Source organism: Paenibacillus sp. CR_12 (assembly GCF_041953985.1).
Lineage (GTDB): Bacteria > Bacillota > Bacilli > Paenibacillales > Paenibacillaceae > Paenibacillus_AQ > Paenibacillus_AQ lautus_A.
This window is the reverse complement of sequence record NZ_JAVFHO010000005.1, coordinates 1-11,585: the sequence shown is the minus strand read 5'-3', so window position 1 is coordinate 11,585 and position 11,585 is coordinate 1. Positions and strand designations below refer to the sequence as shown.

Sequence of the window (11,585 nt, the reverse complement as noted above, 5' to 3'; positions counted from 1 at the left end):
GATTCATAAATGAAGATTTTACAGAAACTCAAGGATGGAGCTAACCGCGCAACGGAAAAGGCGCAGCACGTGGTCGAAGTGAATAAGCTCAACAGCCAAATTTCCGAAATCGAACAGCAGAAGAACTCGTATTACTTGCAGATGGGTAAAGTATTCTATGAGGGCTACCGTCAGCAGGATATGACGATTGCGGAAAAGGAGATGGTCGAGCTCGCGCAAACCTGCGATGGATTGCAGGAGCAAATCGAAGCGATACGGAACCGCATCGCGGTGCTCAAGAATGAACGGGTCTGCGAATGCGGACGCGTGGTCGCGCTGGACGCGAATTTCTGCCCGTATTGCGGAAACAAGCTTGCCAATTTGATTGACCCTGAGGAGTCAGCGCCGGAAGAGCCGCGGGAGCCCGAGCGCAAGAGCATGTTCGATAAACGCGAATATGCGGCGGCTGAAGAAATCCAGGAGGAACAGGACGATGTCCAGACCTATGATTATCGTCCGAATCCGGATCCGTACGAGCCCGACCTCTACGATCCTGAGCCGGAACGCCAGCGCGAGGAGATCATCGAGCGATCGTCTGAACCGGAGGTTGATCCTGAACGGCTGCGCCTCGAGCAGGAGGAGCAGGAGAGGGAACGCCGCCATTGGGAAGAGCTTGAGCGCGAGCGGGAGAGACAGTTGGAGCTGGACCGACGCATTCGCTTCTGGCAGGAAAATAATCAAAGTCAAGACTACGTCGGAGACGATGAAGCGACCCGCGACATGGTGAAGTGCCAAATTTGCAGCGTCGACCTGCCGAAAGGCTCGAAATGGTGTCCGCGCTGCGGAGCTGAACAGATTTAAGAGATAGGGATTCGGACGATCATGCCCTTGCGCGATGAATAAAGGACAGTGTGAATGATAGAGCAAGCGTTCGAGCATCTATGGGAGGACTAATATTATGGAACAATTGCTGCATCATTTGCGCAATTTGGGATTTACGGAAATTGAGTCGAAGATTATGGTGGACCTTGCCGAGCATGGGCCTGCAGGCGGGTATGAGGTAGCTAAACGTTTGGGCGCTTCGCGTTCCAACGTCTATGCGGCCATGCAGCGTCTGGAGCGGCAGGGAGCGCTTGAGCGAATGGACGGGGAACCTGTCCGTTACCGCTCGCTGAAGCCGGAGGAATTGACGCGGATGATATCCGGGCGCGTGGAGGCATCCCTCGCTTTTGTGGAGAAGAGCCTGCCGCGGAGCAGCGGCACGGCCGCTCCCTTCCTTAGCATGGAGGGGGATCAGGCGGTGCTTGATGTGCTTGTACGGGAACTGAAGCGGGCGAAACGGGAGATCGTCGTTGACGTCTGGCGCGAGGAGGCGTCGCTGCTCCGTGAGCCGCTGGCGGAAGCGGAGGCCAGAGGGGTAAAGGTGCTGTGGGCTTGCGACGGTCCGGATCAGGGACTCTCAAGAACTTTGGCGTGGCCCGGGTGGAGCGACCTTGCGAATCGCAGGGCCGGCGGCCGGAAGTTCTCGTTTGTCGTCGATCGGCAATGGTGCATCTTAGGGATGCGCGGCGGGGACTATGATACGGGAGCGGTCATCACGGAGCATCCGGTCATGGCAGAGCTGCTCTTGCATCATTTTACCCAGGAGATGGTATTGTTCCAGTTGGAACAGGATATGGGCGAGCAGCTGGAAGCGCGTTACGGAGAACACTTTGGCCTGATTCAAAGCGAGTATCTTAATGCGGAGCCGGAGGCTGAAGAGCAGGAAGACCAGGAAGACCAGGAAGACCTGGAAGACCTGGCTGCGTCATCGATAACCAGCCCGCGGGCGGGGCGTGAAGGCGATCCCGAAGAAGAAGTGAACGGGGACTCCAATCGCAATACGGCCTAGGGGCACGTTGTAGATCAATACCTTTCTGGAAGTGACTTTTGTCACAGTTAAGCATCATGTTTCATCGTAGAATGGAATAGACATAATGATTAGGAACGCCGGGATTCATCTTGGCGTTTATTTGCTTAAGACCGGCAACAGGCTTGAATGAAGGCCGAGATGGCAGGAGAACATGAATGAGACGGGTGTGAACCGATAACATAACAACCAAGAAGGGAGATGGATGAGCATGGAATGCATCGTTCATTTTACAGTCGGACATAAAGAAGGCCCCAAGAAGCTGCGGGGATTGATTTTTGTTGATAAGGGAGAAACTCCTACAGGTGAGCAGCTGCTCGATATGTTTCATGAAATGGAGTACCGGGTGGTGCCTGACCCGCATGATGAACTTCTCTTTAAACCGGAGAACGGCGCGGAAAGTTATACGTATATACGCGTGAATGAATTGGATATGGGGCAGGAGCGATATACGGAAGACCGTAATTTGAAGGCGCTGCTGAACGAGCTGCTGCCGAAACAACGCACGGGTTTGTAACGGCTTCTTGATGCTATTTAGAACCATGCGAAGATCATAAGCCCTCCGCCTTCCGCCAACGTCCGCTGGGATTTGTAAAATCCGCTTGCTATAATGGATGTACGGAAGGGGATGGCGATGTTTATTATTGCAGGAATCGTGGCGCTTTTGATATACGGCTTGCTGGTTTATTATATTGGCCGAAGCGTATGGAGCTGGTTGAGGCCGGGGCCGTCCATGGCGCTCAAATGGGTATACATAGTCGTGCTGACCGTGGTATCGACATCGTTTATATCAGGACGGTTTTTCGGTAATCCAACCGTGCTGAATATTATAGGATCGTATTGGATGGCTATTTTTTATGTGCTGATTATCCTTCTCCCGTTGATGCACATCGTGTTATGGCTGCTGAGGATGACGGCATTGCGAAGAGATGGGCTGGAGAAGGCGGCGGTATCCGTCGTGCTGGTGCTGATGGTGATCGCGATCGGTTTCGGCTCCTTTAACGCTTATAGTCCAACCGTACGTGCTTACGATATTCAGGTGGACAAGGATGCGGGTACCATGGAGAAGCTGAATATCGTCATGGCGTCCGATATGCATTTCGGCGTCCTGTCTGGCAAGGCGCACGCTGAGCGCATGGTGAAGGAGATCAACGGCTTGAAGCCGGATCTGGTGCTGTTTCCAGGCGATATTATTGATGATGATCTGGATGCTTATTTAAGCCAGGGGATAGATCGGATTTTGACAGATATCCAGGCGACCTATGGCGTATATGCTTCGCTTGGCAATCATGACCGATTCGAAGGGGAGATTACGGAGCTGATATCGGCTCTCGAGGACAGCGGCATGACCGTGCTGTATGACGAGAAACTGACGGTGGAGGGCTTGACGCTGGTAGGCAGGCGGGATAAGCAGGATCAGGACCGCGCCGATTTGTCCGCGATCATGGAGGGGGCCGATTTATCCAAGCCGGTCTTTCTGCTCGATCATCAGCCGAATGCGCTGGACGAAGCACAGCAGCAGGGCGTTGATCTGATCGTGTCGGGGCATACGCACCGCGGCCAGGTATTCCCGGCGCATTTGATTACGAGGGCCATATTCGAGAACGATTGGGGATATCTGCAAAAAGGCCGGATGCACTCCATCGTGTCCTCGGGCTACGGCTTCTGGGGACCGCCGATTCGGCTGGGCTCCCGTTCCGAGATCGTGCAGATCCACGTTACGTTTCAATAGATGAAATTGTCGGAGAAAGCTACCGTTGAGGTGGCTTTTTTTTGATGTCAGATATATTGGGAAAATTATGTATCCAGATAGGACCGGATTATTGTATGATTTTTGCTAGAAATATCACTTAGGAATAGGGGGGAAGGGTTTGGTTTCGATTAGGTTTAGAAAGATGGGCATGATCGCATTAGCCGCTGTACTTGCGGGGAGTGTATTTGGGGGAGCAAGCGACGCCATGGCAGCATCAATTGCACCTCTTCCAAGCAAAGAGAGGTTCGTCGCCGGCAACGGATTACCTTTAGGTCAATCGACTACGATTGCAGGGGGGCCGGGGCATGCAGCCGGGCTATCCTCGTCACTGGCTTCGGAAGGATTGCGACAACCGGGCAGTGTGGCTTGGCTGCCTGACGGCTCCGTTATCGTATCCGATACGGAGAACCATGTGATTCGCAAAATAAAGGACGGGAAGAGCAGCATTCTCGCAGGTGCCTCCTTGTCCTACAAGCGGGACGGCGGGGGACTTCCGATCGGCGGGCTCCTGGATGGCCAGGGCGAGCTTGCATTTTTTAACCAGCCATCCGGGATTGCCGTAGACGGAAAAGGTCAGGTGTACATAGCCGATTCAGGCAATCATGCGATTCGTAAAATCGATCAAGCGGGCAGGGTAACCACCATAGCGGGCAACGGACGGATTGGGCTGAAGGACGGGAAGGCTCAAGATGCCTTGTTCCACGAGCCGCAGGACGTTACGGTTACCGAGGACGGCATTCTGTTTGTGGCGGATACCCTAAACCACGTCATTAGGCGGATCTCTCCGGATGGGGAAGTAACGACGATTGGCAGCCCATCGACGCGTGCTGTCCAGGTTCGCGCCGGAGTCATCGCTTTGGCAGGGGACTACAAGAACGGATCGCTTGCTGAAGCGCAATTTAACGAGCCGGCAGGTCTTGCGTTTGACGGTAAAGGCAATTTGTATGTCAGCGATTCAGGCAACCACGCGATCCGCTATATCGATTTCGGGAAAGGGACCGTTTCGACGGCCGCCGGCAGCAGTCCGTCATCCGATGGCTACGCCAAGGACGCGTTATACGCAGATCCTGGCTATCTGGACGGAGCTGCGGATGCAGCCCGCTTCAACTCGCCTCGGGGATTGGCATGGAGCGCGGAGGATGGACTTCTCATTGCAGATTCCCATAATCATGCCGTGCGTCAACTGAAAGACGAACGCGTATCCACCATGGCCGGCGGAACCAGAGGTTACGCGGATGGAATTGAAAGCGAGGTCCGATTCAACGCGCCGGCGGATATTGCCGTCGCTTCGGATAGTGGGGAGCTGTTCATCGCGGACCAACGCAATGGGGCCGTCCGGGCATGGTCCGGCTATAAGACGCCCGATGCCTGGCAACCAGGCCAAGGGATCGCCGCAGCTTACGGAGATCAGGCGGCCCAACTGGGCGACTTGGCCGTTATGAAAGAGGGCCAGATCGTGGTGCCTGTCAGAACGTTAGGCACGCTGCTCGGAACCCGTATGAGTTACGATGCCAAGAATAAGGAAATGACATTAACCCTTGGCGAGGATGTTATCACGCTGCAAGCCGGAGATCCCTATATGACCCGGGATCAGGCGGGCAAAGAAGTTTTCCGAGCGGCGACGGAGGTTGAGCCGTATATCGCCAACGGCCAGATGATGGCTCCGCTGCGAGCGGTGGCCGAACTGATGGGCAAGGATGTCCAATGGAACGAAAGCGGCAAGCTGGTTATCATCCGGGATTTGGCTGAACGGGAAACGAAGCCGGGGAATGTTAGCTTCAGCACTTCGAAATTTACGCCGCGACGCATGCAGATCGTGGAAATCACCGGTTCGGCCAAGATCCGTTACGGCGGGTATGCGCAGGTGGATGCCTACAAGGGGATGATGCTGGGCGAAGACGATGAAATTGTTACCGGCTCCGGCACGGGAGGCGCCAAGCTTCGGATCCTGGATACGGAAGATGTCATTACGTTAGGCAACGACACGACGTTGGTGGCCGAGCAGCTTCGCAAGATTGGCATCTCCAACGTAACTCGGCTGAATCTGGAGGCTGGGCAGGCTTATTATGATGTTACCGACCTGGCCCGGTCGACGGATCGATTCGACGTGCGGACCGGTTATGCGGACAATAGCGTACAAGGCACGCATTTTATAATCACCGTCAACCCCTTAACAGGAATGACAAACGTAGTGACGGCTAGCGGGAAAGTCAGCTCTTCGCTGGTGCCGGCAGGCACAGAAGGTTCCTTGCTGCCATCCGGCCCGGTCATGATTAGTCCCGCGCAACAAATATCGCTGGGCGGTTCACAGGAGGAACGCCCCCCTGTACAATTCATCGATATTGAGGATTTGATTGGGAACGCTTCGCCGGGAATCATTGCTCAGATAATTAAGAATAAGAACGACATCGACCGGGAGAACGAGGAATTTCTCGAGAAGACGCGGCAAGAACTACAGTCCGGACAAAGCGGAACCGGCACTCAGGACTTGATTATGAAATCGCCGGACGATTTGGCAAAAGTCGCGAATAATTTGAATAACCTCATCGGAAATATCGCGAAAGAGGCGCTTGATAAGAAAAAAGCCAGCCAAGAAGAATTAAATAAACTGATTAAAGAAGCAAACCCGGATTCGGGGAAGATATTTGATCTTGGCCAAGTGAAAGATTTGGATAAACAAGCCGGCCTCGACCCTGCTCTGGAGCAGGCGCGCTTGGAAGCACTGAAGCGCAAGCAGGAAGAGGTACAGAAGAAGCAAGATCAGCAGCAGAATCAGTTGGATCAGCTGCAGGAGAAACTCGGCGATATGCTGGCAAAGATCGAGCAGCAGAAGAAGCAGCAGGAGGAAGCGAACAGGAAAGCACAGGAGGAAATGAAAAAGAAGGCCGAAGAGCAGCTTCTTCAATCCTTAAGCGCAGAGGAGAAGGCACGCTTTCTCCAGGGCAAGAAAGAGGCGGAGCAGGAGAAAGGCGCTCGGCTGCCGACGCCGGTTAGTCCTGGCGGCGGCTCGGGATCAGGAGGCAGCGTATCGCCGCCTGTAACCGGTCCGCCTGTGACCGAGCCCCCAGTGACTGAGCCTCCGGTAACGGAACCTCCTACAACGGAGCCGCCTGTGACCGACCCTTTCGTGAAGGTTATATATAGCGATGATATGAGCAGTGAACTGTCGGCCCGCCCAGACAATTATTTTGGGTCCATTCATTTCGAGACGAAAGGCTATGCCGATGACATGGAAGTTCAAGTCAGGGTGACGCTGACAAGGGATGGAAGTCCGGTCGTGGGTCTGCCTGTCCGTCATGGCGAGCAGACGGTGGAATCCAACGCAGAGGGAAGCTTTACGCTGCAGTCTGTTGATGGTATCGGCTTTAAGTTAAGCGAGGTCGCTTCGCCGGATATTCCGCTGGAGTTCTACGCCGATCTGCTGGAGCCGGGCAGCTATACGGAGAAGATTGAGCTGCTTGAGATCAAGGAAGGCCAATTGACTGTGCTTGGAGAAGGCGTCCGTTCCATCCAGGTCAGTCCCTTCTCGCAGTTCGAATTCATTGGCGAAGGGCCGTTTCCGGCAGCCCTTGATATGTATTGGGGGTTTTCTTCCAAAGCGTACGGACTGAGCGAGGATACCCGGGTTGGCTATGAATTGACGATTCTCGATGACCATGGTCAGCCGGTAAGTCTGGGCGTAATCGGATTCCGGATGAAGCCGCATGAGCCGGGAACGGTTCCGACGGAGGGGTATGAGATCGCAACTCCGGATCGTGAAGGGGTGTACCGAGTGAATGCAGGGTTAACGGCTGGGGATATGGATCTGGGAGGGAATGGGAGCGATATCCTGTTCCGCTGGCAGCAAGCTCATGTCGGGACTTATACGCTCCGTATCCAGCTGGTTGATATAAACAGCGATATGTCGGTGCCCATCGGTGAGCCCCTGGAATGGATAATCGAAGTGACACCTACAAGTTGATGCAAGGGAAGGCCGTCCCATTAATCGTATGGGGCAGCCTTTTTTTTCTTTAATTGACCAGTAGTTTATTATTTCCGTAAATTTTCACTTTATTTTTTCATAGGGAATGCGTTATACTTCATTCATTCGGAAATATAACATTTATACGTAAGCATTCTAAGGAATTCGGATATCATACATTTTCTCGTATAGGTGCAGGAATCGGCCTGCATGTCTCTACCCGATCACCGGAAATGATTGGACTACGGGTTATAGCAGCAGCGGACAAGCCAGGTCAATTCCGTTTGATCGGACGGCTAACGGTGCGTTTTTGCTGCTTATGCCCACTTGTTTCTTTCCCGGCGATTCGGTGAAGGGAGGAAGTGGGCTTTTTTGCTTGGAATGCGGACAACAAATTTAAGGGGGAGCATCATGCAATTACTGCAGAACAAAGTGAAAGAGGAAGGCATTGTATTAAGCGGACAGGTACTGAAGGTGGATTCGTTCCTGAATCACCAGATGGATCCGGTATTGATGAAAGAGGTGGGAAAGGAATTTACGCGATTGTTCAAGGAAGCGAACGTGACTCGCGTATTGACCATCGAATCCTCCGGCATCGCACCGGGCATCATGACCGCGCTTGAGATGGAAGTGCCTCTCATCTTTGCACGGAAGCAGAAATCGCTGACGCTCCGTGAGGATATATTCGTGGAGAAGGTGTACTCCTTCACGAAGCAGGAGACCAACGAAATTACGGTCGCTAAGAAATTCATCAAGCCAGGCGATAAAGTACTGATCGTGGATGACTTCCTTGCCAACGGCGAGGCGGCATTCGGGCTTGCCCGAATCGTCGAGCAGGCGGGTGCCGAAGTGGTGGGCATCGGGATCGTCATTGAAAAGGCGTTTCAACCGGGAGGACGCCTGCTGGCCGAAGCGGGCTACCGGGTAGAATCGCTCGTACGGATTGCATCACTTGACGACGGCGTTGTGACATTCGCATAGAACGAAAGCTAACAAATTAACGGGGGGAATCAAAAAGCCATGGAACAACAGAAACAAGCGGTGCAAGAACCGATTTTCGATAAAAATCGGAGTCCGGGCAAAACCTTTTCGCTGGGTTTGCAGCATGTATTGGCAATGTACGCAGGGGCAATCATCGTACCGCTTATCGTTGGCGGGCAGCTCGGTTTAACGACGGAGCAGCTGACGTATCTCATCGCCATCGACCTGCTGGCATGCGGGGTCGCTACTTTGCTGCAGGTATTCGGGAACAAGTACTTCGGTATCGGCCTTCCGGTCATGCTCGGCTGCGCGTTCCAGGCCGTAGGTCCGATGATCATTATCGGACAGCAGCATGGCATGTCGGCTATTTATGGAGCGATTATCGCTTCCGGTTTATTTGTCATTCTGTTCTCAGGTTTATTCGGTAAGCTGATTAAGGTATTCCCGCCTGTCGTTACAGGCTCTGTTGTTACGATTATCGGTCTGACGCTGATCCCCGTAGCCTTGAACGACCTTGGGGGCGGCCAAGGCAGCGAGGATTTTGGCAGCGCACTGAACATTTCCCTTGGCTTCGGCGTTCTTGCCTTCATTATTATCATGAACCGTTTTGCCAAAGGCTTCTTGCGTTCGATCTCCGTTCTTTTGGGTCTCATTCTTGGCACCCTGGTTGCCGCGTTATACGGCGGGGTCGATCTCACCCCATTGCGCGAAGCCGGCTGGTTCCGCGCGCCGCAGCCTTTCTTTTTTGGCACGCCGGAGTTTAAAATCGTTCCGATCATGACGATGATTCTGGTAGCGATCGTCAGCGTTGCCGAATCGACGGGCGTATTTATGGCCCTTGGCAAAATTGTGGATCGCGATATCACCTCCAAGGACTTGTCCCGAGGTTACCGTGCGGAGGGTCTTGCGATTGTGGTAGGCGGTATTTTCAACTCGTTCCCGTATACCACGTACTCCCAAAACGTTGGCTTGATTCAGATGAGCCGCGTGAAGACGCGCGACGTCATCGTAGTGGCAGGCGGTTTGCTTGTATTGATCGGATTCGTGCCGAAGATTGCCGCCATGACGCAGCTTGTGCCGACGTCGGTTCTGGGCGGGGCGATGGTTGCCCTGTTCGGCATGGTGGTGTCTTCCGGCATTCGGATGTTAGGGGATCAAGTAGACCTTAACCGTCATGAGAATCTGTTCATTATCGCGTGTTCCGTCGGCATGGGTCTTGGCGTCACAACCGTGCCGGGCCTGTTCGCCAGCCTGCCCGACAACCTGCGCATTCTTGCCGATAACGGCATCGTGGCCGGCAGCTTGACCGCGATTGTGCTGAATCTGATCTTTAACGGCTTGAAATATACGAAGCCGACCCGCACTGAGCGAGGCGAGACGACAGAAGGGCACGCAGCTTAAGATGATCTTCGAAAGCAGCCGGATCCGTTCCGGCTGCTTTTTTGATCCTGATCGGTCTAGGGCTAAAGCCCAAAAAAAACGGCTTCCTCCCAATCATGGGAGGAAGCCGTTTTTGCATGACCTAGCTTAGATGCGCTGCATTTGTTTCTCCGCGAAATTGCCGATCCATGGCAGCTTGAACCATTTTCCTTGAATGGCGTTAAACATAAGCACCAGCCACATCAGCACGCCGACCAGCGCCAGGAGGGCGGAGGCCAGAAGGCCGATGATGGGCACCGCGCTCGACAGCAGGTGGGCGACGGCCAGAAGGCCGAAGGCCAGCAAGGACTGCAGCGCATGGAATATGACATATCGGCTTCTCTTTTCTAATGAAAGAAACAGAATTCCTCCGACCATCGGAAGAAGATAGCACAGCGTCGCGGCCAGATTCTCGGGAAGTCCTGTGGACGATTTGAAAGGGGACATCTCATCAACTCCTTGTCTTAGACCGGTTCTGGGGTAGGGCAAGCTATATACCTTACCTTATGAGCCGATGGGACAAAGTATGATGGATATATCCCGGACTTATTTCATTTTCAATTGGAGCAGGTATTTCACGAGCGCATCCTGCTGCTCCTGCGTGAACCCGCTGCTTTCGTCGACCCAATACTCATGTCCCTGACCGGTGACGTGGGTGTCCCTGAGTCTCGAATCCTTGCGGTTCGCCTCAACGACCCGCAGCCTCAGCTTGCGGTCGATCAGGGCTTTCAGGCTGTTGTAGGGATCCGGGTGAATGCCCTTCATAAGCGTTGCCGGCACTCCGGCTTGCGACAGCTCCGGCCCGACCGCGACGCCCCCGTCGTGCAAATACGGTGCCGACCAGCGGAGGCCGATCAATCCCTTGACCTTATAACCGCCGCCCGATTTATGGCCGAAGCCCAGCTGAATCTGCTCCGGATCTATTCCATCCAGCGGGACTTTAGTCGCCTTGGCGTCCGGAGGAATCGGGACAGGCGTGTCGGGCGGGTAGAACTCCGCCTCGCCAAAAGCGTTCTGCGTAAAATGGAAGGCCTTCGCCCTTGCAGGCTCGGTGCCGATTTCTGCCGCACGCAGAATGCGGTTGTTGGTAAAATAGTCGCCTGCGTGGCAAGTGATGCACTGCGCTTTTTTGAAAACTTCCGCCCCGAGGCTGAGGGTCTTGGCATCGGAGGTTTCAGCCTTATCGGTTTCAGGCGGACGGACGGTATTCTGATAAGCGGACATGGCATTAACCTGCTCCCCGGCCTTAAAACCCGGCGAGCTGATATACAGCCCGTTCGGCGCTATGGCCGAAACCTTGGGGAAGTTCGGAATCTTGATGACCTCATTTACGCCGGGGGTTCCGGGATTCGGGTCCAGGCGGTCGAAGAATTCGGTCGGCTTCAGCCCGCTGCTCGGATCATAGCGAAACTTGCGATGGGCCGCATTTTGCAGGATGGTGCCCACATAAATCTCTTTGTCGATCCCCATTAGCGGCTCGCTGACCTCGGTTTGGCTCAAGGTATCCGTATTTTGGGCGTGAACATTGTTGCTGAAGGTGCTGAGTCCTTTGAAGGGACCCGCGATGGCGAAGCCGCTCCAGC

8 protein-coding genes, 1 pseudogene and 1 riboswitch are annotated in these 11,585 nt (G+C 54.1%); of the genes and pseudogenes, 7 read left to right on the top strand and 2 right to left on the bottom strand.

The annotated features are described in order from the left end of the window. Positions 1-9: 9 nt before the first annotated feature. From RB297_RS18860 to RB297_RS18830, 7 genes are all read left to right on the top strand, one after another. Positions 10-840, top strand: a complete 831-nt coding sequence (locus RB297_RS18860; protein ID WP_096777099.1) for a zinc ribbon domain-containing protein — start codon at positions 10-12, stop codon at positions 838-840. A 97-nt stretch (positions 841-937) separates the two neighbouring features. Beyond that, the gene (locus RB297_RS18855; RefSeq protein ID WP_375121126.1) at positions 938-1,870 is read left to right on the top strand and encodes a TrmB family transcriptional regulator; all 933 of its coding nucleotides are present in this window, start codon (positions 938-940) and stop codon (positions 1,868-1,870) included. A gap of 229 nt (positions 1,871-2,099) precedes the next feature. Further along, complete coding sequence (locus RB297_RS18850) at positions 2,100-2,405, top strand: hypothetical protein (RefSeq protein ID WP_175320785.1); 306 nt, start codon at positions 2,100-2,102, stop codon at positions 2,403-2,405. A gap of 117 nt (positions 2,406-2,522) precedes the next feature. Further along, positions 2,523-3,620, top strand: coding sequence for a metallophosphoesterase (locus RB297_RS18845; RefSeq protein WP_375121125.1), 1,098 nt, complete (start codon positions 2,523-2,525; stop codon positions 3,618-3,620). Between the two features lie 226 nt (positions 3,621-3,846). Next, positions 3,847-7,602, top strand: a complete 3,756-nt coding sequence (locus RB297_RS18840) for a stalk domain-containing protein (RefSeq protein ID WP_375121124.1) — start codon at positions 3,847-3,849, stop codon at positions 7,600-7,602. Positions 7,603-7,766: 164 nt separating this feature from the next. Then, positions 7,767-7,867, top strand: a riboswitch (purine riboswitch). A 146-nt stretch (positions 7,868-8,013) separates the two neighbouring features. Then, the gene (locus RB297_RS18835) at positions 8,014-8,583 is read left to right on the top strand and encodes a xanthine phosphoribosyltransferase (protein WP_096777095.1); all 570 of its coding nucleotides are present in this window, start codon (positions 8,014-8,016) and stop codon (positions 8,581-8,583) included. 39 nt (positions 8,584-8,622) lie between these two features. Next, entirely contained in the window at positions 8,623-9,984 is a 1,362-nt protein-coding gene (locus tag RB297_RS18830; RefSeq protein WP_009593442.1) for a nucleobase:cation symporter-2 family protein, read from the top strand. Between the two features lie 126 nt (positions 9,985-10,110). Here RB297_RS18830 and RB297_RS18825 read toward each other — a convergent pair whose 3' ends face one another. Then, a complete protein-coding gene (locus RB297_RS18825; RefSeq protein ID WP_009593435.1) occupies positions 10,111-10,449 on the bottom strand; it encodes a DUF4870 domain-containing protein in 339 nt (112 codons plus the stop codon). A gap of 99 nt (positions 10,450-10,548) precedes the next feature. Next, a pseudogene (locus RB297_RS18820) lies at positions 10,549-11,585 on the bottom strand (electron transport protein); the annotation flags it as partial.